Annotated in this window: 25 protein-coding genes and 1 tRNA gene; 15 read left to right on the top strand and 11 right to left on the bottom strand. The window is 33.6% G+C overall.

Annotated features, from left to right (window positions below; genetic code table 11):
- Window positions 1–2 precede the first annotated feature (2 nt).
- From comE to rlmH, 5 genes are all read right to left on the bottom strand, one after another.
- Window positions 3–770 (bottom strand): competence system response regulator transcription factor ComE, encoded by a 768-nt coding sequence (gene comE, locus HMPREF2780_RS06315; protein WP_105026385.1) that lies wholly within the window; start codon window positions 768–770, stop codon window positions 3–5.
- On the bottom strand, window positions 767–2,125 hold the full coding sequence (gene comD / locus HMPREF2780_RS06310; protein ID WP_081102626.1) for a competence system sensor histidine kinase ComD: 1,359 nt from the start codon (window positions 2,123–2,125) through the stop codon (window positions 767–769). Before comD ends, comE begins: the two co-directional genes overlap by 4 nt.
- A 15-nt stretch (window positions 2,126–2,140) precedes the next feature.
- Window positions 2,141–2,305 carry a bacteriocin gene (locus HMPREF2780_RS06305; RefSeq protein WP_080998577.1) on the bottom strand — a complete coding sequence of 55 codons (165 nt, stop codon included), beginning with the start codon at window positions 2,303–2,305 and terminating at the stop codon, window positions 2,141–2,143.
- A gap of 169 nt (window positions 2,306–2,474) precedes the next feature.
- Window positions 2,475–2,548 (bottom strand) — tRNA-Arg (locus HMPREF2780_RS06300).
- 42 nt (window positions 2,549–2,590) lie between these two features.
- Window positions 2,591–3,070 carry a 23S rRNA (pseudouridine(1915)-N(3))-methyltransferase RlmH gene (gene rlmH, locus HMPREF2780_RS06295; RefSeq protein WP_008808034.1) on the bottom strand — a complete coding sequence of 160 codons (480 nt, stop codon included), beginning with the start codon at window positions 3,068–3,070 and terminating at the stop codon, window positions 2,591–2,593.
- 193 nt (window positions 3,071–3,263) lie between these two features.
- On the opposite strand from rlmH, the gene HMPREF2780_RS06290 reads away from it, so the two are divergent.
- From HMPREF2780_RS06290 to HMPREF2780_RS06270, 5 genes are all read left to right on the top strand, one after another.
- Window positions 3,264–4,457 (top strand): serine protease HtrA, encoded by a 1,194-nt coding sequence (locus HMPREF2780_RS06290; protein ID WP_008808035.1) that lies wholly within the window; start codon window positions 3,264–3,266, stop codon window positions 4,455–4,457.
- Window positions 4,458–4,522: 65 nt separating this feature from the next.
- Entirely contained in the window at window positions 4,523–5,287 is a 765-nt protein-coding gene (locus tag HMPREF2780_RS06285; protein WP_061584803.1) for a ParB/RepB/Spo0J family partition protein, read from the top strand.
- Window positions 5,288–5,490: 203 nt separating this feature from the next.
- Window positions 5,491–6,843 carry a chromosomal replication initiator protein DnaA gene (gene dnaA, locus HMPREF2780_RS06280; RefSeq protein WP_105026384.1) on the top strand — a complete coding sequence of 451 codons (1,353 nt, stop codon included), beginning with the start codon at window positions 5,491–5,493 and terminating at the stop codon, window positions 6,841–6,843.
- A gap of 155 nt (window positions 6,844–6,998) precedes the next feature.
- A complete protein-coding gene (gene dnaN / locus HMPREF2780_RS06275; RefSeq protein WP_061584801.1) occupies window positions 6,999–8,135 on the top strand; it encodes a DNA polymerase III subunit beta in 1,137 nt (378 codons plus the stop codon).
- Window positions 8,135–8,338 (top strand): DUF951 domain-containing protein, encoded by a 204-nt coding sequence (locus tag HMPREF2780_RS06270; RefSeq protein ID WP_008808039.1) that lies wholly within the window; start codon window positions 8,135–8,137, stop codon window positions 8,336–8,338. The genes dnaN and HMPREF2780_RS06270 overlap by 1 nt, the downstream gene beginning before the upstream one ends.
- Window positions 8,339–8,356: 18 nt before the next feature.
- On the opposite strand, the gene HMPREF2780_RS06265 is transcribed toward HMPREF2780_RS06270, so the two are convergent.
- From HMPREF2780_RS06265 to HMPREF2780_RS06255, 3 genes are all read right to left on the bottom strand, one after another.
- The gene (locus HMPREF2780_RS06265; RefSeq protein ID WP_020992856.1) at window positions 8,357–8,875 is read right to left on the bottom strand and encodes a YehR family lipoprotein; all 519 of its coding nucleotides are present in this window, start codon (window positions 8,873–8,875) and stop codon (window positions 8,357–8,359) included.
- A 68-nt stretch (window positions 8,876–8,943) separates the two neighbouring features.
- Complete coding sequence (locus tag HMPREF2780_RS06260; protein ID WP_105026383.1) at window positions 8,944–11,511, bottom strand: YfhO family protein; 2,568 nt, start codon at window positions 11,509–11,511, stop codon at window positions 8,944–8,946.
- Between the two features lie 39 nt (window positions 11,512–11,550).
- Window positions 11,551–13,173 (bottom strand): ATP-binding cassette domain-containing protein, encoded by a 1,623-nt coding sequence (locus HMPREF2780_RS06255; protein ID WP_045772587.1) that lies wholly within the window; start codon window positions 13,171–13,173, stop codon window positions 11,551–11,553.
- Window positions 13,174–13,402: 229 nt separating this feature from the next.
- Here HMPREF2780_RS06255 and trpS point away from each other — a divergent pair, with 229 nt between their 5' ends.
- Together trpS and guaB are read left to right on the top strand one after the other, a co-directional pair.
- Window positions 13,403–14,425, top strand: coding sequence for a tryptophan--tRNA ligase (trpS, locus tag HMPREF2780_RS06250; protein WP_008808043.1), 1,023 nt, complete (start codon window positions 13,403–13,405; stop codon window positions 14,423–14,425).
- Window positions 14,426–14,529: 104 nt separating this feature from the next.
- Window positions 14,530–16,011 (top strand): IMP dehydrogenase, encoded by a 1,482-nt coding sequence (gene guaB, locus HMPREF2780_RS06245; protein WP_105026382.1) that lies wholly within the window; start codon window positions 14,530–14,532, stop codon window positions 16,009–16,011.
- Window positions 16,012–16,114: 103 nt separating this feature from the next.
- Here the strand turns inward: guaB and recF are convergent, their stop codons facing one another.
- Both recF and yaaA read right to left on the bottom strand, forming a co-directional pair.
- Window positions 16,115–17,200, bottom strand: coding sequence for a DNA replication/repair protein RecF (recF, locus tag HMPREF2780_RS06240; protein ID WP_105026381.1), 1,086 nt, complete (start codon window positions 17,198–17,200; stop codon window positions 16,115–16,117).
- A gap of 1 nt (window position 17,201) precedes the next feature.
- Window positions 17,202–17,594: a S4 domain-containing protein YaaA gene (yaaA, locus tag HMPREF2780_RS06235; protein ID WP_046164777.1), complete on the bottom strand. Its 393-nt coding sequence runs from the start codon at window positions 17,592–17,594 to the stop codon at window positions 17,202–17,204.
- A gap of 154 nt (window positions 17,595–17,748) precedes the next feature.
- On the opposite strand from yaaA, the gene yfmF reads away from it, so the two are divergent.
- From yfmF to HMPREF2780_RS06195, 8 genes are all read left to right on the top strand, one after another.
- Window positions 17,749–18,996: an EF-P 5-aminopentanol modification-associated protein YfmF gene (gene yfmF, locus HMPREF2780_RS06230; protein ID WP_105026380.1), complete on the top strand. Its 1,248-nt coding sequence runs from the start codon at window positions 17,749–17,751 to the stop codon at window positions 18,994–18,996.
- Entirely contained in the window at window positions 18,996–20,291 is a 1,296-nt protein-coding gene (gene yfmH / locus HMPREF2780_RS06225) for an EF-P 5-aminopentanol modification-associated protein YfmH (protein WP_053794270.1), read from the top strand. The genes yfmF and yfmH overlap by 1 nt, the downstream gene beginning before the upstream one ends.
- 246 nt (window positions 20,292–20,537) lie before the next feature.
- Window positions 20,538–21,368, top strand: a complete 831-nt coding sequence (rodZ, locus tag HMPREF2780_RS06220; protein ID WP_105026379.1) for a cytoskeleton protein RodZ — start codon at window positions 20,538–20,540, stop codon at window positions 21,366–21,368.
- An 8-nt stretch (window positions 21,369–21,376) separates the two neighbouring features.
- Window positions 21,377–21,916: a CDP-diacylglycerol--glycerol-3-phosphate 3-phosphatidyltransferase gene (gene pgsA, locus HMPREF2780_RS06215; RefSeq protein WP_008808050.1), complete on the top strand. Its 540-nt coding sequence runs from the start codon at window positions 21,377–21,379 to the stop codon at window positions 21,914–21,916.
- Between the two features lie 3 nt (window positions 21,917–21,919).
- Window positions 21,920–22,744, top strand: a complete 825-nt coding sequence (locus HMPREF2780_RS06210) for an energy-coupling factor ABC transporter ATP-binding protein (protein WP_105026392.1) — start codon at window positions 21,920–21,922, stop codon at window positions 22,742–22,744.
- Window positions 22,729–23,568, top strand: a complete 840-nt coding sequence (locus HMPREF2780_RS06205; RefSeq protein ID WP_011999571.1) for an energy-coupling factor transporter ATPase — start codon at window positions 22,729–22,731, stop codon at window positions 23,566–23,568. The genes HMPREF2780_RS06210 and HMPREF2780_RS06205 overlap by 16 nt, the downstream gene beginning before the upstream one ends.
- A complete protein-coding gene (locus tag HMPREF2780_RS06200) occupies window positions 23,561–24,355 on the top strand; it encodes an energy-coupling factor transporter transmembrane component T family protein (protein ID WP_045772594.1) in 795 nt (264 codons plus the stop codon). Before HMPREF2780_RS06205 ends, HMPREF2780_RS06200 begins: the two co-directional genes overlap by 8 nt.
- 186 nt (window positions 24,356–24,541) lie before the next feature.
- Window positions 24,542–25,171, top strand: a complete 630-nt coding sequence (locus HMPREF2780_RS06195; RefSeq protein ID WP_045772595.1) for a LysM peptidoglycan-binding domain-containing protein — start codon at window positions 24,542–24,544, stop codon at window positions 25,169–25,171.
- 78 nt (window positions 25,172–25,249) lie between these two features.
- On the opposite strand, the gene sdaAA is transcribed toward HMPREF2780_RS06195, so the two are convergent.
- Entirely contained in the window at window positions 25,250–26,122 is an 873-nt protein-coding gene (gene sdaAA, locus HMPREF2780_RS06190) for an L-serine ammonia-lyase, iron-sulfur-dependent, subunit alpha (RefSeq protein ID WP_046164783.1), read from the bottom strand.
- Window positions 26,123–26,124: the final 2 nt, after the last annotated feature.

The raw sequence follows: 26,124 nt of genomic DNA, 5'->3' as shown, positions 1-26,124 counted from the left end.
TTTTATTTTTTATTTTCTTCTTTTTTACTTTTGGCTTTCAGTATTTCTTTCAAGTATCTGACACGTAATCGAGAAATTGGTGAACGATGACCATCATAATACAAAACATCTTTTGTCTTTTTGTCGTATCCACTAATGTTGCTAATATTAGATAGGTATGACTTATGTGGTGAGAAAAAATATCCAAGTTCTTTATCTTGTTCTTGAATTTCTGCTATAGTCCCATAAAATTCCTTAAAGAAATTTTTTCCAACAATTCTTAATTTATAAGGACTTCCTGTAGTCTCAATATATAGAATATCCCTAAAAGGAATTCGAATTTCGTTTCCTCTAAAACTATACTCAAAAAAGTCAACAATATCTGTATTTTCAATTAAATTATTTCGTGTATAAACGATACAATCTTTAACTCTTTTCTTAAAAGAATTATCATTTATGTCTTTATCTATAAAATCTAACGCTGATACTTTATACTTAAAAGTTAAAGTCGCAAATTCTGAATGACTCGTGACAAAAACAATGATAGCATAGGGATTATGTTGGCGTATAAATTGCGCCATTTCTAGACCTTTTTGTTCTTCTCCTTTGATATCTATATCTAAGAAATAGAGTTGATTTACCTCGTCTGACTCAACATATTCTTTAAATTCATGAATTTTTCCTGTTACTTTTGCTTTAATTTCAAGATTAAGTTCGCGAGAAATTTCTTCGAAGACATTTTCAATTCTCACTTGATGTTCAATAGTATCTTCTAGCACTAATACTTTCATATTTTTTCCTTTCTTTTAAATCTTACAACTTGTATAAAATAATTTGTTTCTATATCTGTTTCCAGAATAACTTCATCATATTTGTCAATAATTTCTTTGACATTATTTAAACCTAATCCTCGATTTTCTCCTTTTGTCGAGAAGCCTACTTCATAAATTTCTTCTAAATTAATGTAACGGCTTTGACGAGAATTCTGAATTACAAAAACAATTTCTTTATCTAGCTTTACTAAAGACACGTTCATTGTTTTTGAGGGACTTTCAGCTGCCCCTTCAACCGCATTATTGAGCAATACACTAGCTACTCGAACTAAATCTAAAAGTTTCATAGGTAATGTCTCAATAACATCCTTCATTTCAAATACGATCTCTACTCCACACTCTCGAGCCTTAAATATAGTTTGAATTAACACACTTCTCAAGGCAGTGTCTTGAACATTATTTAACTCAAAAAAAGTATAGTCATCTGATCGAAGGGAAATATTAGCTTGACTTAAAACATTATGAAAGATTCGCTCTACTTCTTTCATATCACCTGAGTTAATTCCGGTTTGCAAACTTGTTAACATACCAGCATAATCGTGACGAAAACCTCGAATTTCGTTATAAAGACCTACAATTTCATCTGTATAAAGTTGTAGTTGTCTTTGTTCTTCCTTTTTTTGCTGAATTTCTTTAGCTTTTTCATATTGTTCACGAGCAGACTTCAGATAAAATAAGGTCGACAAAAACATAATAAATCCTATAGTTGCAATCATACTAGCAAAGCTATTAAGATGTGCATTTTCGCTGAACCAATGAGAAATATTTAATAAGATATGAATCGTTACATAAATTTTAATTACATTCATTATTTCTTTTTCAAAATCAAAATTTTTAAAATAACTAAATTCAAACTCAAAAAATTCAAAAGATTTCAAAACAAAAAATAATGCTAAGATATTTACTATAGTATAGTAAGAACCCCAGTATTGATTAACAAAATCATCTCCTGTCACTGAAGATATAATAACTGAGAAAAAAGTTTCAGAAGATGATACAGAAAGATATATAAGTAGGGATAAAAAGATAGATACATATCCTTTATATAATCCTTTTTTAGAAAAATATAAATGTAAGATTAGTGGTTGGAAAAATATAAGTAAGTAATGTAAGAAAGTACTTAATACATCTCCATATTCGGGTAATAAATTATAAAACTGTGCTAATATCAAACTACTAAAACTTATTGTTAAGTACAGAAATATGATAGAAATATTTAATTTTTTTATATCACATATTTTTTTGTATACAGTAACAAAAGAAATTGTTTGAACTAGTAAAGAGAAAATAGCAAATATTTTTTCAAAATTCATCATTCTAACTTCTTTTTAATTTCTAAAAATTTTACGGAACCAACTTGGAACAAATGATCTCTGACTGGCATAAACACCTTTTTGAGATCCCCCAATGACTGTTTGAAGTTTATTATCTGTCAAAATTTCAAATTGTTGTAACTCTTTTGGCAATAAATTTTGTTTGTTTTTCTTTTTCATAAAAATATCTCCTAATAATTTTTTGTAAAGTTAACTTACAAGATTATTATACAGGGAGATTTCCCAAATATAGAAAATCAGCTTCATATGCAAGTAAATATAACTGAAATGTCATTTTTAAAAATTTTATTAAAAAAAGAGTGCGCTTGAGCGCACCCTCAATCTTATCTGATCCCAGCAAGATTCGAACTTGCGACCGTTCGCTTAGAAGGCGAATGCTCTATCCAGCTGAGCTATGGGACCATACTTTATTATTGTAACAAAAAGACCGTATAGCGTCAAGATTCATTTATGATAAGGACTTCCTTGCTGAATCATAAAAGCACGATAAATTTGCTCCATTAAAACTAAACGCATTAATTGATGAGGTAGGGTTAATTGACCAAAACTCATCAAAAGATTTGCTCTTTCTTTTACTTTAGGAGATAAGCCTAAGCTACCACCAATAATAAAAGTGATATCTGAAAAACCTCGAACTGAAGCATCTTCAATAACTTTACTAAATTTTTCAGAAGGAAATTGCTGACCTTCAATAGCTAAAACAATAACAAATTCACGATCTAATACTTTAGATAAAATTCGTTCCCCTTCTTTCGACAGAATTTGTTGGTTCTCTAATGGACTTGCTTTATCTGGTGTTTTTTCATCAGCTAATTCAATTATCTCTACTTTCGTAAAACGACTGAGTCGTTTTGAGTATTCTGCAATCCCTTCTTTAAGGTATTTCTCTTTTAGTTTTCCAACTGTTACAAGCTTTATTTTCATAATTTCATTTTATCATATTCACACTTTATTCACACCATTTCAATGAGAAATTTTTACCTCATCTATAGATTTTCTAATAAAAATTAACGTTTTTTCTAAGTTTTCCACAAACTGTGGAAAAGTGATTATTTTTAAGATATAATTAAGTTATCGGTTCTATACTTACAGCAATTTGAAATATTAGGAGGAAGATATGAAAAACTCTTCAAATTTCTTCAAAAAAACATTGCAAATTTTCATTGTTTTGTTAGTTGGTTTTATAGGTGGTGTTGCTGGAACATGGGGATTTTCTTATTTTTCAACACCTCATTCAGCCACAAATAATAATCAGAAAACAGCGACTACAGTAACAACATCCTATAAAAATAGTAATTCTACAACAAAGGCTGTTGATAAAGTAAAAGATGCTGTTGTCTCTGTCATTACATATTCTGAATCTAATTCGGATACTATTTTTGACAACAATAATTCAGGAAATGAAAATGATCAGGTAGCTAGCGAAGGATCTGGTGTTATCTATAGAAAAGATAAAGACTATGCTTACTTAGTTACCAATACACACGTTATCAATGGTGCAAAAAAAGTTGATATCCGTCTTGCTGATGGGAATAAGGTTCCTGGTGAAATAGTCGGGACTGATACATATTCTGATATTTCTGTAGTCAGAATTCCTGCCGATAAGGTTAAAAATGTAGCAGAATTTGGAGATTCTAGTAAATTAACCGTTGGAGAAACTGCCATTGCAATCGGAAGTCCTCTTGGTTCTGATTATGCTAATACAGTAACTCAGGGAATTGTTTCTAGTCTAAGCCGTAATGTTTCTTCACGATCAGAAGATGGTCAGACAATTGCTACCCAAGCTATTCAAACTGATGCAGCAATTAATCCAGGTAACTCTGGTGGTCCTCTTGTAAACATTCAAGGTCAAGTTATTGGTATTACCTCTAGTAAAATTGCTAACACCAATAATGGTAGTACTTCTGTTGAAGGTATGGGATTTGCAATCCCATCCAATGATGTTGTAAATATCATTGAACAATTAGAAAAGAATGGTAAAGTCATTCGACCAGCTCTAGGAATTCAAATGGTCAACTTAAGTAGTTTGTCTTCTTCAAGCTCTGATCGATTAAAACTTCCAGACAATGTTAAAAATGGTGTCGTTGTTCGTTCCACACAAACTGGAATGCCTGCTGATGGTAAGTTACAAAAATATGATGTGATTACAAAAATTGATGATACAGAAATATCATCTGCTAGCGATATCCAATCAGCTCTTTATAAACATTCAATTAACGAAGAAATTAAAGTTACTTATTATCGTGATGGAAAAGAGCAAACAACAACTATTAAACTAACTAAATCAACTGATGATTTAAGTTCTGAATAAATACCATTTACAAGACTGTCAACACACCTTTACTCTTTCGTAAAGGTGTGTTATGCTATATACAAATGGAAAATTATCAATATATTTTAATTAAAGATATTCACACCAACCCCTATCAACCAAGAAAAGATTTTTCAATAGAGAAATTAAACGAGTTAGCAAATTCTATTAAAGAAAACGGATTAATTCAGCCTATTATCGTCAGGAAATCATCTATCATTGGATACGAACTTTTAGCTGGGGAAAGAAGATTTAGGGCAGCTAAAATAGCAGGCTTAACTGAAATTCCTGCCTTAGTCAAATCACTAAGCGATGATGAAATGATGAAGCAGGCTATTATTGAAAATCTTCAAAGAGAGGATCTCAATCCAATAGAAGAAGCTGAATCTTATCAGAATCTTATTTACAAGGGATTAACGCATGATGAAATCGCTCAAATTATGGGGAAATCGAGACCTTATATTACTAATCTTGTTCGCTTGCTACAGCTACCTGATTTTGTCTTAAAAGCAGTAAAAGAGGGGCATATTTCTCAAGCTCATGCTCGGTTACTAATAAAACTTAAGGAAAAAGAACAGAGAAAATGGCTTGAAAATATTATTTCTTCAGATATTTCTGTTAGAAAATTAGAGAAATTATTACAAACTTCTACTACTAAGCCTAAATCTGAAAATGTCCAAAAAATTTTTATCGAAGAAGAAGAAGAAAATCTAAAGAAATTATTGGGAGTTGATGTAAAGATTAGTCTCTCTAAGAAACAAACTGGCAAAATCTCAATTTCTTTTTCTAATCAGGAAGAATATGAAAGAATTATTAACAGTCTTAAATAGTACTGTTATTTTTCTTTTATCATTTCACAAGCATTTCCACAAAATATAGTATCCAGAAAACTTTATATAGCAAGAAAAATCTTAACTTTCCACAACTTGTGGAAAACTTTAATAAACATTGTGGATTTCTATTCACAGTTGTGGAAAACTTTTTAAGTTTATGTTAAAATATTGAAGAATATTATAAGTAGAAGGGAGAAATAATGGTTCAGGAACAAGAATTTTGGGCGCGTGTATTAGAGTTAGCTCACACTCAGCTAAAAAAAACAACCTTTGACTTTTTTGTAGCAGAAGCCAAATTGATTAAAATTGAAAATAATCAGGCGACAATTCACTTAGATAGTCCTGTTAAAAAGCTTTTCTGGGAGCAAAATCTAGCAGATATTATCCTAACGGCTGGTTTCGAAATCTACAATGATCAAATTACTGCCTTATACGTATTTGAAACAGAAGACAGAGTTAAACAAGAACCAGTTTATTTAACTTCACAGCAGCCCGATTTAACTGAAAAGAAAAAATCTCCTCCACTAGCTACTGGCTTAAAAGCAAAATATACTTTTGAAAACTTCGTACAAGGAGATGGAAATCAGTGGGCAAAAGCAGCGGCCCTAGCTGTCGCAGATAATCTGGGAGGTATCTATAATCCCTTATTCATTTATGGTGGACCAGGTTTAGGAAAAACACATTTATTAAATGCTATTGGAAACGAAGTATTAGAAAATACACCTGATGCTCGGATAAAGTATGTTCCTGCTGAGACCTTTATTAATGATTTTCTGGAACATCTTCGTTTAGGAGAAATGGATAGTTTTAAGAAAATCTATCGCAGTCTTGATTTATTATTAATCGATGATATTCAAGCACTTAGTAAAAAAGTATCTACTCAAGAAGAATTCTTTAACACTTTTAATGCCTTGCATGGAGAAAATAAACAAATTGTTTTGACCAGTGACCGTAGTCCAGACTACTTAGAAAATTTGGAAGAAAGACTAGTCACGCGCTTCAAATGGGGATTAACTAGTGATATCACTCCTCCAAATTTTGAAACTAGAATTGCTATTTTGCGAAATAAAATCGAAGAATTTGATCTTATTTTCCCAAATGAGACAATTGAATATTTAGCTGGACAATTTGATTCAAATGTACGTGACCTTGAAGGTGCTCTAAAAGATATCAATTTACTTGCTAGTATGAAGCAGATTAAAGAGATTACTATAGATATTGCAGCTGAAGCTATTCGCTCTCGTAAACAAGCAGGAAGTCAACTATTAGTCATCCCAATTGATCGTATCCAAACTGAAGTTGGGAATTTTTACGGAGTTAGTGTCAAAGAAATGAAAGGGACTAGGCGAGTTCAAAATATTGTATTAGCTCGTCAGGTTGCCATGTACTTGACCCGAGAATTAACAGATAATAGCTTACCAAAGATTGGACGTGAATTTGGCGGAAAAGACCATACAACAGTAATTCATGCCCATGGAAAAATAAAAAGTATGCTGGAAGAAGACGATAATCTACGTCTAGAAATTGAATCGATAAAAAATAAAATAAAATAGTTGTGGATAAGTTTTTAAAAACATGGAAATTAATCCACAAATTGTGCACAAGTAAAAATACTTGCTGTAACTCTGATTGAACTATTTTTCCACATTATCCACATAGCCTACTATTACTATTAACCTTATAATTATAAATAATAAAAGGAGTTTTCATGATTAACTTTTCTATTAATAAAAATTTATTCTTACAAGCTTTGAACACAACTAAACGAGCTATTAGTCATAAAAATGCCATTCCTATTCTTTCAACGATTAAAATTGATGTTACTAACGAAGGGATCACCTTAATTGGTTCTAATGGACAAATTTCAATTGAAAATTTTATTTCTGTAAATAATGAAAATGCAGGTCTCTTAGTTAATTCCTTAGGTTCAATTCTTCTTGAAGCGACCTTCTTTATTAATGTTGTTTCTAGTCTTCCTGATGTAACTCTTGATTTTAAAGAAATTGAACAGAAGCAAATTGTACTGACTAGTGGAAAATCAGAAATTACTCTAAAAGGAAAAGATGCTGATCAATATCCACGCATTCAAGATGTACCAACTTCTAATCCCTTAGTTCTTGAAACAAAGATTTTGAAGGATTTAATTAATGAAACAGCATTTGCAGCTAGCTTACAAGAAAGTCGTCCTATTTTAACTGGTGTACACTTTGTTTTAACGGATCATAAGAATCTTAAGACCGTTGCTACAGATTCCCATCGACTCAGTCAAAAGAAAATTATTCTAGAAAAAAATGGGGATAACTTTGATGTTGTTATTCCAAGTCGTTCTTTACGAGAATTTACAGCTGTTTTTAGCGATGAAATTGAGACAGTTGAGGTTTTCTTTGCTAATCATCAAATTCTTTTTAGAAGCGAAAATATTAGCTTCTATACACGTCTATTAGAAGGAAATTACCCAGATACGGATCGTCTTATTCCCACAGAGTTTTCAACAGTTGTTACTTTTGCTACATCTGCTTTACGTGCTGCGATGGAACGCGCTCGACTATTATCTAATGCCACACAGAATGGAACTGTAAAACTAGAGATTGAAGGTGGCGTTGTAAGTGCTCATGTTAATTCTCCAGAAGTTGGCCGAGTAAATGAAGAAATTGATGCTGAAAATGTTTCAGGAGACAATCTAACTATTAGCTTTAACCCAACTTATCTTATTGAAGCTTTAAAAGCTGTGAATAGTGAAAAAGTAACTATTAGCTTTATCTCAGCTGTTCGCCCATTTACTCTTGTGCCTAGTGATCAAGAAGAAGATTTCATTCAATTAATTACTCCAGTGAGAACAAACTAATGTATGATAAAGGAAGTTATGTTGAAATGAAAAAGCCACATGCCTGTACGATTAAGTCAACAGGTAAAAAGGCAAATCGTTGGGAAATCACCAGAGTTGGAGCGGATATAAAAATTCGTTGCACAAATTGTGATCATGTTGTCATGATGAGCCGTTATGACTTTGAGAGAAAAATGAAAAAAGTCTTAAGTGATGAAACTTAAGACTTTTTATTATTTTTATTATTTTTTTAGTTCTTCAAATTTACCATTTTCGACTTTTTTGAAGCCACTTTTTTCAAGCGCTTCTCCACTAGCTTTCATACTAATTTTTTTAGCATTTTTTTCGTTAGAAATCATCATACCTGGAAGAGAGGCTAATTCTTTTAAATCAGCTTTGTCGTAATCAATTTCTATATTTTCTTTAATACCGTTTTTATCAAATGAGACTTTTTCTTTAATTCCTTTGACTGTTTGATATTGTTTTGAAAGTTCTTCTATTTTAGCTTTAGCAGCATTTTTTTGCTCTTCTTGGCTTTCATCGATTCCTAAAGACTTATAAGAAATGAAGTTTTCAGTAGTTTGTTTGGTAACTACGTCACCTTTATGATAATAGGTCAAACGCATATCAAATTGATTTGATTGATCAATTCTTTGGTAATAAGTAACTTCTTCTTTTTGACCACAAGCTACTAAAAGAAAAGCAAAACATACTGTAAGTATAGTAAGGGACAATTTTAATAAATGATTTTTTTTCATCATGGAAACCTCCTTCATATACAAATATTATAAAATAAATTCTTTAAAATTCAAATATTTTTTTTGAATTATCATCTTTTTTTGTAATTATAAAGTGTAAAAAGAGCAATTCCAAAAATAAAACATCCTATCCCTTCCTTAAAACCTCTAGGAATAAATTTTAGGATAACTCTTCCTGATCCTTTTTTTACATCAACCTTCATGAAGCCATCTTGAGCCTTATAGATAGTAACTGGATGACCATTTTGTGTTGCGCTCCATCCCTTATCGTAAGGTAAAGTTAAGAAGAGAGAGGAATCTTTTTGAGCATGATAATCTACAGTTATTTGGCTATTTTTTGTAGTAACTTCGACTTTTTGAGAATGAATTTTATCTATTGCTTCTTGAAAGTGATTGATATTTACTTTATAAAATTCAGGTTTATCAAAAGAAACTTGAGAATTATCAGGAAATGTAAAGCGAACAGTTACTGTTTGTTTATCCATAAAATGACCAAGATTAAAAAATGTAAAGACATTATTTGTTGTAAAGCGTCTTGTTTCGTTTCCTATCGAAATATCAACAACAGTCTGATCATCATTAGAAAAATGAATATTTGGAAGGCTGACATAAACTTGACTATTTTCAGGAACATCTAGTGTATAAGTCATACTAGCAAAGCTCTCATTATTCTCTTTGTCAACATTTACAGTGATATGATCATTATTTTCAATAATATTGTGAGAGTTTATTGGATAAATTTTTTGAAAATATTTATAGTTTAAACCTGATAATTGATTTAGAAATTTTGTTTGATTATCAAGAGTTAAATTATTAAACTTTACATCCTTGTAAACTTTATTAGTTAAAAAAGCTAAGGAAGTTGCATTTTTGTTTTGATATAGGGTTGAATTTTTTTCTGTTTTAATTGGAGTGAATCCATATTTTTGAGGATTTACTTCAGAAATATTATAAGCAAGTGAGAAGATAGCATCCATTAAAATGCTATTGTTTTGATATCGTAGATTAAGATTAGTTCCAGTTGATTTATAACCAAGTTTATCTAAAGTTGAACTTGTCATTGTATTTCGAACAGAAGAAAATTGTGAAATACCATTGTAGTTATATTTCATACTATCATTTCCTGTTTGAGGATCCAATGTCTCTGTACGAAAAAATTCTGTATTATTGTCTTTTGAATACTTTATAAGATTGTCAATTTGTTTTAAATTTTTAGCATAGGAAGAACGACTAGCAAATACCCATTCTTTAGCAATGCCATCAACTTGGTAAAAGGCATTTAAAGAAACTTCAAAGCAAACAAAAGCTAATGTTGTAATATAAAATACTCTTTTTGAAATAAAAGATTTAGTAAAAGTACCAAATATTAATAAGTAGGCTAGTAAAAATTCTAAAGTTAAAATAAAGTTTACAGGTCCTAAAAAATCATAATGTTTTCTAAAAACAAAAACTAAAATAAATCCAATGGATAAAATCGTGAAAGATATGATTAGATTCTTAAATTTAATTTGTTTAAGACGTTGTAAGGTTTCTGCTGCTAAAAAGATAATGAAAAGAGAGAAGAGCCAGGAATAGCGATGTAAAAACATATTAGGCGCGTGCATCCCTTGCCAAAACAAGTCTAATCTTTCAAGAGAAAAACTTGCAATAAATATTATAATTAGAAAAAAATAGGAAAGTTTCACGTGAAACTTAATCGATTTTAATGTAAAAAACAAGATAGCTAGCAAGAGTGGAACTATTCCAACATAAATCATTGGAATTGATCCATATTTAGTTGTATCAAAGCTTCCAATAAAATTTTTAGCAAAAATATCTAAAAACCAAGTTTTTTCTGTAAACAGTCTATCAACTGAAGTTAATTTTTCTCCATGAGTTTTTAAATCCAAAAATGTTGGCAAAATCATAATTAGACTTGTGACGCCAGATAATATTGACACAATTGTAAAGTCTAAAAAAGTTTTAATTCTATTTTTAAAATCCCATGTTGTTTGAACAAAAAACCAAAAAATTAAAAATATTGCCATCATATATCCAAAATAGTAATTCTGGATAAAGAGAATTGACAAACTCGTAAAGTATAATACTCGATTTCTTTTTATGAGTAAAAGGTGTAAACCATAGAGAATTAGAGGAGCAATAATAAAGACATCTAGCCAAGTTTTGATTTCAATTTGACTAGTTGCAAAACTCATAAGAGAATAGCAGGTTGACAGCATTAAAATAAGAAAGTTTGGTATTTTTTTAAATATCCCTTTTAAACTGATAGCAGCTGTTAATCCAATTAATCCAAATTTAATCAAGGTAAAGAGATAGACAGCATCTGGCATATTTTCTAGATTGAAGAAATAAACAAAAGGAGATAAAAAACTTCCTAAATAGTAACTAGTCAGAGCATAAAAGTTTAAACCTAATCCACTTGTAAAGGTATAAAAAAGACTATCACTGCCATGAAGAATATTTCTGAGCGTAGTATCAAAGATAACATACTGATGAAAGCCATCTCCTAGTAAAGGAGATGTATCACTATTCCAATAAATACCTTGGGAAAGATATACAATGAACATAATTAAAAAAGGAATTAAAAATGCTGCAAAGTAAACCCAATAATTTTTAAAATAATTCTTTATTTTTTTCATAAACTATATATAGCTAAAAAGCGAATATTCATTCGCTTTTTAGTCTTTCCATAATTCTTTTACTTTTTGCTGAACTTCTTGATTTTCTAAGAATTCATCATAAGTTTCATCAATACGGTCAATCACACCATTTTTAGATAACACAATAATATGATTTGCTAATGTTTGAATAAATTCATGGTCATGGCTAGCAAAAATAATGGACTCTTTGAAGTTTTTCAATCCATCATTTAAGCTGGAAATTGATTCCAAATCTAAGTGATTTGTTGGATCATCCAATACTAAGACATTGGATTTAAGCAACATCAATTTAGAAAGCATGACACGAACTTTTTCTCCACCTGACAAGACGTTTACAGACTTGTTAACCTCATCTCCAGAGAAAAGCATACGCCCAAGAAAACCTCGGAGAAAAGTATTGTCATCTTCTTCTTTACTTGCAAATTGACGCAACCAGTCAAGGATTGACTCACCACCAGCAAAATCACGAGAATTATCTTTAGGTAAATAAGATTGACTAGTTGTCACTCCCCACTTGACAGTTCCTTCGTATTCAATATCTCCCATTAAAGCACGAATTAAGGCTGTTGTTTGAATATCGTTTTGACCAATCAAAGCTGTCTTGTCACCTGGACGTAAGATAAAACTAATATTATCAAGAATAGTTTCTCCGTCAATCTTGACAGAAAGATTTTCAACTGTCAAGAGGTCATTACCGATTTCACGTTCTGCTTTGAAGCTGATAAATGGGTATTTGCGGCTAGACGGGACAATTTCTTCTAACTCTATCTTGTCAAGCATTTTTTTACGGGAAGTTGCTTGTTTTGATTTGGACGCATTGGCAGAGAAACGAGCAACAAACTCTTGAAGTTGTTTGATTTTTTCTTCTGCTTTGGCATTTCGGTCAGCGAGTAGCTTAGCCGCTAGTTCGCTTGATTCTTTCCAGAAATCATAGTTTCCGACATAGAGCTTAATTTTTCCAAAGTCAAGGTCGGCCATATGAGTGCAGACCTTATTCAAAAAGTGGCGATCGTGGGATACAACAATAACTGTATTGTCAAAATCGATAAGAAAGTCTTCCAGCCAAGTAATCGACTGAATATCCAGACCATTAGTTGGCTCGTCCAGAAGTAAGACATCAGGTTTACCAAAAAGGGCTTTTGCCAAGAGTACTTTAACCTTGTCCCCATTAGAGAGTTCACTCATATTTTGGTAGTGAAGATCTTCTGGAATATTTAGGTTTTGCAAGAGTTGAGATGCTTCACTTTCTGCTTCCCAGCCACCTAGTTCAGCAAACTCTCCCTCAAGCTCAGCCGCACGAACACCATCTTCATCTGAAAAATCTGGCTTCATGTAGATAGCATCTTTTTCCTTCATGATACTGTAAAGTAGGTCATTTCCCATAATAACAACATCAATGACTCTTTCATCTTCGTAGTCAAAGTGATTTTGACGAAGAACTGAAAGACGTTCATTAGGACCTAATGAAATATGCCCCGTAGTTGGTTCAATATCTCCAGCTAATATTTTTAAAAATGTTGATTTTCCAGCACCATTGGCACCAATTAAACCATAGGTATTACCAGCTGTAAATTTGATGTTGACTTCATCAAATAATTTGCGGTCGCTGAAACGTAATGAAACATCTGATACTGTAAGCAATATAATTCTCCTCTTTAATATATCTAGTACTATTTTACTAGAAAAATCGCCATATTTCAAATGATTCAAGAAGAAACTCTTATTTTAAATTGTAAATTTTTTGTCAATTTCTTGTCAATTAAATTGATAAGTATGTAAAGTTTATTTTTATATAGAAATTTATCTAATCTTCTTTCTCATTTTTATTGAAAATGTTATAATGAATTCAACATTAATTGAGGAGAAATAGATGACAAAGCCTATTATTTTAACAGGAGATCGGCCAACTGGAAAATTACATATTGGCCATTATGTAGGAAGTTTACGGAATCGAGTTCTTTTACAAAATGAAGGAAAATATGATTTATTTGTTTTTTTAGCTGATCAACAAGCCTTGACAGATCATGCTAAGGACCCACAAACAATTATTGAATCAATAGGGAACGTAGCTTTGGATTATTTAGCTGCTGGTTTGGATCCAGAAAAGGTTACTATTTTTATTCAGAGTCAAATTCCTGAGCTAGCTGAATTAACAATGTATTATATGAATCTAGTTTCTTTAGCTCGGTTGGAAAGAAATCCAACTGTCAAGACAGAAATAGCTCAAAAGGGCTTTGGTCAAAGTATTCCTACAGGATTTTTGGTTTATCCAATTTCTCAGGCGGCTGATATTACAGCTTTTAAGGCGAATTATGTACCAGTAGGGACTGATCAAAAACCAATGATTGAGCAGACTAGAGAAATTGTTCGTTCTTTTAACAATGCTTATCAAAAAGATGTCTTAGTTGAACCAGAAGGAATTTATCCTGAGAATGAAGCAGCAGGACGTTTACCAGGATTAGATGGAAATGCTAAAATGTCTAAATCATTAAATAATGGGATTTATTTAGCTGATGATATGGACACACTTAAGAAAAAAGTGATGGGAATGTACACAGATCCTAATCATATTAGGGTTGAAGATCCAGGCAAAATCGAAGGTAATATGGTTTTCCATTATCTGGATGTCTTTGGAAGACCAGAAGATCAAGCAGAAATTGCTGCTATGAAAGAACATTATCAAAGAGGCGGCTTGGGAGATGTAAAAACAAAACGATATCTATTGGAAATTTTAGAAAGAGAGTTGGGTCCTATTCGTGAGCGTCGCATAGAGTTTGCCAAAGATATGGGACAAGTCTATGATATGCTTAGAAAAGGAAGTGAAAAAGCACGTCAAAAAGCTAGCCAAACTCTTTCTGAAGTGAAATCAGCTATGGGGATTAATTATTTTTAATTGATGATTGACAAATCATAACAGAGTGGTATTATATTATAAATTAAGTTGGTCTAGAACATGGTTCTACTATATAGATGAAAATAGAAAAGAGGAAACTTCGAATGTCTAATTGGGACACTAAATTTTTGAAAAAAGGTTTTACCTTTGATGATGTATTGTTGATTCCAGCTGAAAGTCATGTGTTGCCTAACGATGCTGATTTAACTACGAAATTGGCAGATAATTTGACTTTAAATATCCCAATTATTACAGCGGCAATGGATACCGTAACAGAAAGTCAAATGGCCATTGCTATCGCGCGTGCAGGTGGTCTTGGAGTAATCCATAAAAATATGTCTATTGCGCAACAAGCAGACGAAGTCCGTAAGGTAAAACGTTCTGAAAATGGTGTAATTATTGATCCCTTCTTCTTAACACCAGAACATACAATTGCTGAAGCAGATGAATTGATGGGACGTTATCGTATTAGTGGTGTTCCAGTTGTTGAAACATTAGAAAACCGTAAGTTGGTTGGTATCTTGACCAATCGAGATTTGCGTTTCATTTCTGATTTTAATCAACCTATTTCTAATCATATGACTAGCGAAAATTTGGTTACAGCTCCGGTTGGAACAGATTTAGAAACTGCTGAGCGTATTCTTCAGGAACACCGTATTGAAAAACTTCCTCTAGTTGATGAAGATGGTCGTCTTTCAGGTTTAATCACGATTAAGGATATTGAAAAAGTAATTGAATTTCCAAATGCTGCTAAAGATGAGTTCGGTCGTCTCCTAGTTGCAGGTGCAGTTGGTGTTACTTCAGATACATTTGAACGTGCCGAAGCCCTTTTTGAGGCAGGAGCTGATGCGATTGTTATTGATACTGCTCATGGACATTCTGCAGGAGTTCTGCGTAAGATTGCTGAAATTCGTGCCCATTTCCCAGATCGTACTTTAATCGCAGGAAATATTGCAACTTCTGAAGGTGCGCGTGCCCTTTATGAAGCAGGTGTAGACGTTGTCAAGGTTGGTATTGGTCCAGGTTCTATCTGTACCACTCGTGTGATTGCTGGTGTTGGTGTCCCTCAAGTGACTGCTATTTATGATGCAGCAGCTGTTGCGCGTGAATATGGTAAAACAATCATTGCTGATGGTGGAATTAAATACTCAGGTGATATTGTAAAAGCCCTTGCTGCAGGTGGAAATGCTGTTATGCTTGGATCTATGTTTGCTGGGACAGACGAAGCGCCAGGTGAAACTGAAATCTTCCAAGGACGTAAGTTCAAAACATATCGAGGTATGGGATCTATTGCAGCAATGAAAAAAGGTTCAAGTGACCGTTACTTCCAAGGTTCTGTCAACGAAGCTAATAAGTTAGTTCCAGAAGGAATTGAAGGTCGTGTAGCATACAAGGGTGCAGCAGCAGATATTGTCTTCCAAATGCTTGGAGGGATTCGCTCTGGTATGGGTTATGTTGGAGCTGCAAATCTACAAGAACTACATGAAAATGCTCAATTTATTGAAATGAGTGGTGCAGGATTAAAGGAAAGTCATCCTCATGATGTTCAAATTACAAACGAAGCTCCTAACTATTCAGTGCAATAAAAAATGCGCCATATATTGGTGCATTTTTATTTTACAATAGATATAGTTGATCTTTACAATATATGTAAAGGTTGTTAAAATAGAGTTTACAAATTTGTAAACTCTATTTTATGTGTCCATTTAAAATTTCAAATATTTTTATATCTTTAGGTAGGTTTTTTAGGTGTTCCAAAGTAGTTGTGGTAATAAAAGTTTGTATTTCTTGAGAAATTGTTTCTAGCAATTTAAGTTGACGATCATTGTCAAGTTCACTCATCACATCGTCAAGCAGGAGGATAGGAGATTCTTTTGTTATATTTTCAATCAATTTTATTTCTGCTAATTTAAGAGAGAGTACTACACTTCTGTGTTGCCCCTGACTTCCATAATTAGCATCCATTTGATTGATAAAGAAAGCTATATCATCTCGATGAGGACCTACACCAGTATTTTGTTTAAATAAATCTCTTTTTCGATTTTTACTTAGGCTTTGTCTAAAACTTTCTTCAATACTGTCAATATCTTGTAAAGGTACAGAGGATAGATAGTCAATAGTTAGAGTTTCTTTTTTTTGTGAGATATCAAGGTGTTTTTCCTGGGCGAATATTTCGAGTTTTTTTAAGAAGTCTAAGCGATGTTTGACCACACGACAACCATATTCAATAAGCTGTTCATCTAAAACAGATAGAAAATTCTCATCAATTTTTTGACTGTTCTTTAGATAAGAATTTCTTTGTTTAAGAACATGATTGTAATTGGAAAGATCTGCTAGATAAAGAGGCTTGATTTGCCCCAATTCAATGTCTATAAATTTTCGTCTTAATGAAGGCGAACCTTTAATAAGTTGTAAATCTTCTGGCGCAAACAGAACAACATTCATTGTCCCAATATAGTCGGAAAGTCTATTTTGCTTGAGATGATTGATTTTAGTAATACGTCCCTTAGCTGTCAACTCGATGTCAAGCGGAATCGTTCCTGTCTTTTTTTCAAGGATACCTGATACTTTGAGATCTTTTTCTTGAAAATGAATAAAATCTTTGTCTGATCTGGTTCGATGACTACGTGTCAATGCTAAGAAATAAATTGATTCTAGAATATTTGTTTTTCCTTGTGCATTTTGACCAAGAAAAACGTTTAGACCAGAGTGAAAGTTGATTTCCGCGTCTTGATAATTACGAAAATGTTTAAGAGTCAGTGATTTTAGCCACATATTATGTTCCTGGGAAGCGTACAGGAGCTTTTTTCTCTTGCTTTATACCTGTTTGCTTTCTGTTATTCTTTTTGGGAGCAGTAGTATTTTTTTTGAGATTTTTATTCATTTCTTTAACCATGTTAGCAATGCGTTGTTTTTCAGCTGTTTCTTCTGTATGCCGAACTTTTTCGTCTGGACTTGGTTCAAGAATGGATAGAGTTAGGTTTTCTCTAGGAATCGTTATTTGGTCTCCAACTCGAATTTTTTTTCCTCGTCTTGTTTCTAATTCACCATTGAAAAAAACATCATTTTCAGCTAAAAACGCCTTAATAGCACCGCCACTTTGGATTACTCCAACCTCTTTCAGGAGAGCTTGCAGTGTGATATATTCATCAAATAATTTATAATCCATATTTCACCTCAATCCTTGTCATTATACCATATTTTAAGACTGAAAGTGTATAAAATATCCAGGAAAGAAAACGTTTTAATCTGTTATAAGGAACACCAATTTCACATCATTTCGTGATATAATAGAATTCATATTAGGAAGCAAGAGGAACCTTATGGAATTAGCAAGAGGAGTCAATCTCCATTTTATTAAATCAACTAAATTCAAAACAAATAAAATAAAACTTCGTTTTTCTGCACCAATGAGTCCGGCAACCATTGCTGATCGAGTTTTGGTTTCTAGTATTTTGGAAACGGCAAATGCTGTTTATCCAACTTCTCAGCTATTTCGTGAGCGTTTAGCTAGTTTATATGGATCAAATTATTCAACTAGTGTTTCAAAGAGAGGTTTGGTTCATTATGTAGATATAAATGTGTCCTTTGTTAGGGATTCTTTTTTAAGTAGGAAAAACGCCCTAACAACAGAGATGGTTGAATTTATCAAAGCAAGTCTCTTATCTCCTTTAGTTGACCAGAAAGGTTTTGAGTCCTCTATCTTTGAAATTGAAAAGAAAAATATTATTCATGAGTTGGAATCTGAAATAGAAAACCATTTTTATCACGCGCATTTGGAATTGAATAAATTATTTTATTTAAGTGAAGAAATGCAACTTCCTCGAGTTTCAAGTCTTGACTTAATGAAACAAGTGACACCTGAGACTAGCTTTTCAGTCTTTCAGAAAATGCTGAAGGAAGATAAGATTGATATCTTTTTTATCGGTGATTTTAATGAAGTGGCTATGCAGGAACAATTTTTTCAATTTGGCTTCACAGATCGTGAACAGGATTTACTATTGGACTATCAGCAACCTTTTTCAAAAATTTTACGAGAAGGGATTGAACAAAAGGAAGCTAATCAATCCATTTTAGAAATGGGCTATCATTTCCCTATTCAATATGGAGATACTAGTCATATCCCTTTGATTGTAATGAATGGTCTTCTGGGTGGTTATGCACACTCTAAATTATTTGTAGAAGTTCGTGAGAAAGCTAGTCTGGCCTATACTGTTTCTAGCACTATGGACATTTTTTCAGGAATGTTACGAGTATATGCTGGTATTGATAGAAAAAATCGTAATAAAGCTATGACTTTAATTAATCGACAAGTAGCTGATCTAAAAAGAGGAAAATTTTCTGAAGAAGAGCTTCAACAGACGAAAAATATGCTTAAAAACAGTGCTCTCTTATCTCAAGATCGTCAAAATGCTTTACTGGAAACAACTTATTTGTCGGCTGTTTTAGGCAAGAAATTTTTAAGAGTCGATGAGTGGTTAGAAGTTATGGAAAATGTTAAGAAGGAAGATATTATTTTAGCAGCGAATACCTTAAAACTTCAAGCAATGTACTTTATGGAAGGGAAATAATGCAGAATTTAGCGCTGAAAAAAATAGAATATACAGCTATTGGAGAAAGTCTTTATCGGGTAATTTTACCAAATGGATTGCGACTTTTTTTACTTCCTAAAACAAATTTTCATGAGACATATGGTATTATGACGGTGAATTTTGGTTCGGTAGATACTTATTTTGTTCCGAGAGGTACCAAGCAAGCTATCCATTATCCAGCTGGAATTGCTCATTTTTTAGAACATAAATTATTTGAAGATGAAAATGGCAATGACTTATTACAGGAATTTGTAGACTTAGGAGCAGAAAGTAACGCCTTTACTAGTTTTACAAAGACAAGTTATCTTTTTTCAACAACTGAGAATGTAGAAGAATGTTTGGAATTGCTACAGGACTTGATTGGGGAAGCTTATTTTACAGAAGAATCTGTCCAGAGAGAACAAGGAATTATCCAGCAAGAAATAGAAATGTACCAGGATAATCCAGATTATCGTTTGTTTTTTAGCGCTTTAGCAAATCTCTACCCAGGAACAGCTCTTGCACAAGATATAGCTGGAAATCGCGAATCGATTGCCGAAATCACAGTGGAAGATTTGGATGAAAACTTTGAAACTTTTTACCATCCGTCTAATATGAGTTTATTTTTAGTTGGAAATTTTGATCTGGAAAAAACAGTAGCTACTATTAGTGAACAACAAAATTCGTATGAAATAGATGATGAGAAATCAGCCATTAAAAGGCGAGCATTAAAATTATCTCCTGTAGTTCCAACTGCTAGTATGAGGATGGAAGTTAGCCGACCTAAATTAGCAGTTGCTATGCGAGGAAATGACAAAATTTCAAAGAGAAAATTATTTCGCTATAAACTTATTTTGAAATTATTATTTGATATGATGTTTGGCTGGACTTCTAAACGTTATCAAAAAATGTATGAAAATGGGAAAATTGATGCTTCTTTGACTCTGGAAGTTGAAGTAGAAGAACGCTTCCACTTTGTTATGCTGACGATGGATACCCAGGAGCCAGTAGCTCTATCTCATCAAATCCGTACAGCAATTAAAGAATTCGCTCAAGATATGGATGTAACTGAAGAGCATTTAGATATTGTTAAAAGTGAAATGTATGGTGATTTGATGCATGGTCTAAATTCGTTAGAATATATGGCAACGCAGTATGAAACTCTTATAGATGGAGAAAATCTTTTTGACTTGCCAAAAATTTTACAGGATATTCACTTAGAAGATATTTTGGAAATTGGTCATGAGTTTATTGATCACTGTGACATGATAGATTTTACAATTTTTCCAAAATAATCCTAACAAAAGAAGAGAAAAATTTGGTACAATAGTCTGTAAAAAAATGATAGAAGATGTTTTCAGAAAAGAGGATATAAAACACAAAAAATGAAACAAAGATCTAGTCCCTAGTATTATCTTTGTAAGGCTGATTCATGTTATTGGCTATGAAATCTAGATTTTATAAATATGATAAACTTTAAAGCTTGTGACATCTGGCTTGGGCACAGCTTTTTCTAGTATTTTTTAGAGGAATTTGAACGTATGAGAAAAAAAACGATAGGTGAGGTATTAAGGTTAGCTCGAATTAATCAGGGACTAAGCTTAGAAGATTTACAACAAAAAACAGATATTCAGTTAGATTTATTAGAGGCTTTAGAAGCAGATGATTTTGATAAACTACCTAGTAGTTTTTATGCCAAATCTTTTCTCCGTAAGTATGCTTGGGCAGTAGACTTAGACGAAAAAATCATTTTAGACGCCTACGAATCAGGTAGTATGGTTACTTATGATGAAGTAGATGTTGATGAAGAAAATATGGGGAGAAGAAGAAGCAACAGACAAAAAACATCTTATTTGCCACTTTTCTATTTTTCTGTCATATCGTTGGCAATCATTGCCTTTGTAACTTATTATGTCTGGCAGTATGTTAACCAGATGGAGACGGAAACTGAGAATTCAGCCTCTTCAAGTTATAGTGTGGTTAAAAGTGAAGGATCTTCAGAATCCGCTTCAAGTAGCTCTAATCAGACTAGTTCTTCCTCAACCACATCATCTAGTAGCAATGCTTTGACAGTTTCTGGTAGTGGACAGAATATTACAGCTACTTATTCTGGGGCAAAAGATCCTGTAACCATCAAATTATCCGTCACATCTGCAACCAGTTGGGTCAGTTTGTCAGGAACAGATTTAGACAATGGGGTTGTTTTATCTCCAGAAAACCCAAGTGTAACAACTACTGTGTCTCCTGGTTCATCTACAGTTATCACTTTAGGTGTTGTAGAGGGTGTAACGGTCTCTGTAAACGATCAGATTATTAATACTTCTGCAATCAATACCCAATCGGGAACGATTACTTTAACAATCAATAATTGAGAATGCTTATGAAAAAAGAAAATATTCCAAATGCTTTGACGCTCCTGAGAGTGGCGTTAATCCCAATTTTTATCCTATTACTAACCCTTGGTTCATCTAAGACTGCTCATGTCATTGCTGCGATTATCTTTGCAGTGGCCAGCATTACTGATTATTTGGATGGATATTTAGCTCGTAAATGGAAAGTTGTTACTAATTTTGGGAAGTTTGCTGATCCGATGGCAGACAAACTTTTAGTTATGTCAGCATTTATCATGCTGATTGAAATGAAAATGGCACCTGCCTGGGTGGTAGCTGTGATTATTTGTCGAGAATTAGCTGTGACCGGATTGCGTCTTTTGTTGGTAGAAACGGGAGGAACGGTTTTAGCTGCAGCGATGCCCGGCAAGATTAAAACATTCACACAGATGTTTGCTATTATCTTCTTGCTGATCCATTGGACGCTTTTGGGACAAATCTGTCTGTATATCGCTTTAATCTTTACAATATATTCTGGTTATGACTATTTCAAAGGGAGCGCCTATCTCTTTAAAGATACTTTTAAATAAATGATGAAAAATATTATCGAAGTACACAACCTCAAATATAAATACGACAACGATACTGAAGAATACATTTTAAATGATGTAACGTTTCACGTGAAACATGGTGAATGGTTGTCCATTGTTGGTCATAATGGGAGTGGTAAATCGACCACGATTCGTTTGATTGATGGCCTTTTAGAAGCTGAAAGTGGAGAAATTTTTATCTTAGGTGATCAACTGACCCCAGAAAATGTTTGGGAAAAACGTCGTCATATTGGAATGGTTTTTCAAAATCCAGACAATCAATTTGTTGGAGCAACTGTGGAAGACGATGTGGCTTTTGGTTTGGAAAATCAGGGAATGGACCATGAGACTATGGTAAATCGAGTAAATGAAGCGCTTGAGATCGTAGGGATGCAAGACTTTAAAAATCGAGAACCAGCTCGTCTTTCAGGAGGGCAAAAACAGAGGGTGGCTATCGCAGGAATAGTGGCTCTTCGTCCGGATATTATTATTTTGGATGAAGCGACTAGTATGTTGGATCCAGAAGGACGTTTAGACCTGATTCAAACAGTGAAACGCATCAAAGATGAGAATCAAATGACGGTCATTTCGATTACACATGACTTGGATGAAGTTGCACTTAGTGACCGTGTTTTGGTCATGAAAAAAGGAAAAGTAGAATCAAGCAGTACAGCTAGAGAGCTGTTTTCAAGATCAGATTTACAGGAATTAGGACTTGATGAACCCTTTTCAAATCAAGTCAAGGCAACCTTGAATGAAGATTTTGATTTGCCAGCTGACTATCTAACAGAAAAAGAATTGCAGGAATCTTTATGGGAATTACTTTAAAGAATGTTAGTTATACTTATCAAGCAGGCACACCATTTGAAGGGCCTGCCCTTTTTGATGTGAATTTGGAAATTAAAGATGGCTCTTACACTGCTCTAATTGGTCATACTGGTAGTGGAAAATCTACTATTTTGCAACTTTTAAATGGCTTGTTGACACCTTCTGTAGGAAGTGTCACTGTTAATGATATAGAAATTACAGCTACTTCTGTTAATAAAGACATAAAGCAAGTAAGAAAAAAAGTTGGTTTGGTGTTTCAATTTGCAGAAAGCCAAGTCTTTGCGGAAACAGTTTTAGATGATGTGGCATTTGGTCCACAAAATTTTGGAGTTTCTAAAGAAGAAGCGGAACGTTTGGCGCGTGAAAAACTTCTTTTGGTAGGAATTTCTGAGGACTTGTTCTCACGTAGTCCTTTTGAGCTTTCAGGAGGACAAATGAGACGAGTAGCTATTGCTGGAATCCTAGCAATGGAGCCTGAAGTTTTAGTCCTTGATGAGCCGACAGCTGGGTTAGATCCAGCAGGTCGTAAGGAACTAATGGAAATCTTCCAAGGTTTACATGAGGATGGTATGACTATTGTGCTGGTAACTCATTTGATGGATGACGTGGCAAATTTTGCTGATACTACGTATGTTCTGGAGAAGGGACATTTAGTGAAAAGTGGTTCTCCAAAGGATATCTTTCAGGATGTGGAATTTATGGAAAAAATCCAACTGGGAGTCCCTAAGATTACAAAATTTGCTCAAGGTCTGGTAGAAAAAGGTTTAAACTTGCCTAATTTACCGATTACAATTACTGAATTTAAGGAGATACTGCATGGATAAGATGATTTTAGGGCGGTATATTCCGGGTAATTCTCTGATCCACCGTTTGGATCCTAGAAGTAAACTATTATCTATGTTCTTGTTTGTTTTAATTATTTTTTGGGCAAATAATTTAGCAACAAACCTTTTGCTTTTTGTTTTTACATTTTTTTTAGTTTTTCTTTCTAGAGTCCCTATTGGATTTTTTGTAAAAGGTCTCCAATCTATGCTTTTCTTGGTTGCCTTTACGACTGTTTTTCAGCTCTTATTTACTACAACGGGAAATACTCTTGTCCAATTTTCCTTTATTCGCATTACAGATATAGGCTTAGCACAAGCAGGCATTATTTTTAGTCGATTCGTTTTGATCATTTTTTTCTCAACATTGCTCAGTTTGACTACAATGCCTTTAAGTTTGGCGGATGCGGTAGAAGCTCTCCTAAAACCTCTGACTGTTTTTAAATTTCCAGTGCATGAAGTAGGCTTGATGTTATCAATGAGTTTGCGATTTGTACCAACCTTAATGGATGATACTGTTCGAATTATGAACGCTCAGCGAGCTCGAGGAGTGGATTTTGGTGAGGGAAACATTGTACAAAAAGTGAAATCCATTATACCGATTTTGATTCCTTTATTTGCTTCTAGCTTTAAAAGAGCAGATGCTTTAGCTATTGCAATGGAAGCGCGTGGTTATCAAGGAGGAGATCAAAGAAGTCGCTATAGACAGTTAAAGTGGCAAAATAAAGATTCCTATGCGATTCTTGTCTTATTAATTTTAGGAGCTATATTATATTTGCTAAAAAATTGATGTCAAGTCTGGGTTTTGTGTTAATTTCACATATTATTTAAAATTAATATGTAGAAATACGATGGATAAGGCAATGTTGGTGTTTAAATAAAATACATTTGTAATTTTTGTAATCCTATTTTAAATAACCTGTAATATTTAAAGTGTATGATGGAACTATCAGTGAAAAGGAGAACCAGAATTATAATGAAATTACAACCAATGAAAGGTGCCTTCGCATTTGTTGCTACAGCAGCTACCCTATTTTTGACAGGAGTTGTAGCTAAGGCAGACACATATACAGTAAAAGCTGGCGACACCTTGTCAAAAATTGCAAAAGAAAAATCTACAACTGTTGAAAGCTTAATTAAATTAAACAAGCTTGAAAATCCAGATTTAATTTTTGAGAATCAAGTGCTAGAACTTGGTGATACAAAAGCTAATAAAAAGGCACCTGCTGTTGCTCCAGCACCAGGACCAGCTACACAAGCTAATCAAGCAGCACCTGCACCGGTGGCAACTATTACAGTCCCTGCACCATCAGCTAACTATTCTACCTATAATTCTACACCTGTTCTTGCCAACGGTAATACAGCAGGTGAGACAGGTACTTATGCAGCAGCTCGCATGGCTGAGTTGACAGGAGTTTCTGCTTCAACTTGGGAAGCAATTATTGCTCGTGAATCAAATGGTCAAGTAAACGCCTATAATGCTTCAGGTGCTAGTGGATTATTCCAAACTATGCCAGGATGGGGTTCTACAGCAACTGTTGAAGATCAAATCCAATCTGCATACAATGCCTATAATGCTCAAGGTTTATCAGCTTGGAATTATTAATATAAAATTAAAAACGGCTCAAAGCCGTTTTTTTTTATGTTATAAAAATCAATAGGTTTACACATTTGTCAATCTGTGTTATTCTCCAAATATCTCTTTTGAAAGTCTGCGACCTGTAGGTGTTGTAGCTAAGCCACCTTCAGCCGTTTCTCGGAATGCAGTAGGAAGACTTGACCCGACTTGATACATGGCGTCAATGACTTCATCAACAGGAATTTTAGATTCGATTCCCGCAAGAGCCATATCTGCTGCAATAAAAGCATAACTGGCTCCCATAGCATTTCGCTTGACACATGGCACTTCTACTAGGCCAGCCACAGGGTCACAAATTAACCCCAGCATGTTTTTGATGACAAAACAAATAGCTTGACTGGCTTGAAAAGGTGAACCTCCAGCAGCCAGAACTAAAGCAGCTGCACTCATAGCAGAAGCAGAGCCAACCTCAGCTTGACAGCCACCTTCAGCGCCTGAAATTGAGGCGTTATTGGCAATGACTAGGCCGAAAGCACCTGCAGCTAATAGAAAGTTTAGCTGTTCTTCTTCTGAGAGTCCTAATTTTTCAATGGCAGATGTAAGAACAGCTGGCAGACAGCCAGCACTACCGGCAGTTGGTGTTGCACAAACCAAGCCCATTTTAGCATTATGCTCATTGACAGCAATAGCATTTTTTGCTGCAGTCAGTACAGTGTGGTCGGACAATGTTTTTCCAGACCGGATATAGTGGTCAAGTTTTGCTGCGTCTCCGCCAGTCAATCCGCTACGAGACTTGCTCTCATCAAGTCCAAGAAGGACAGAGGCTTTCATGACTTCCAGATTGCGACCCATCAGTCTCAAAACTTCATCTCTTTCACGACCAGTCAATTCATACTCAGTAGCAATCATTAGTTCTGCAACATTTCCTTGGTAATCCAAGTCAGCTTGCTCTACTAATTCTTTGATGGAATAAAACATAT

Origin of the sequence: Streptococcus sp. HMSC062B01, assembly GCF_001811085.1 — a bacterium.
GTDB lineage: Bacteria > Bacillota > Bacilli > Lactobacillales > Streptococcaceae > Streptococcus > Streptococcus gordonii.
This window is presented reverse-complemented; position numbering and strand designations above follow the sequence as displayed.